Raw genomic sequence first — 202 nt, 5'->3', positions numbered from 1 at the left:
AGCTTGCCAGCAGTCACAGTCAACCCAGGCGAAACGGTCAAGACGGGTAAGACGACCGTTACGAACGATAACCCAGGCGTGACGATGACGCATGACACGACGGATAACACACCAGGACTCGGCGAACATGTCGAAGGCGATGGGACGGTTTCCTACTTCAAGTCAGCCAACGGCGAAGGGACGTCAGTGGATCCAAAGGATT

General features: G+C 55.4%; 1 protein-coding gene. It reads left to right on the top strand.

The window, feature by feature from the left end; genetic code table 11:
* On the top strand, nt 1–202 hold a 202-nt coding region (locus tag HC026_RS13260; RefSeq protein ID WP_168926240.1), incomplete at both ends, for a hypothetical protein.

Source organism: Secundilactobacillus angelensis (assembly GCF_012641075.1).
Lineage (GTDB): Bacteria > Bacillota > Bacilli > Lactobacillales > Lactobacillaceae > Secundilactobacillus > Secundilactobacillus angelensis.
This window is presented reverse-complemented; position numbering and strand designations above follow the sequence as displayed.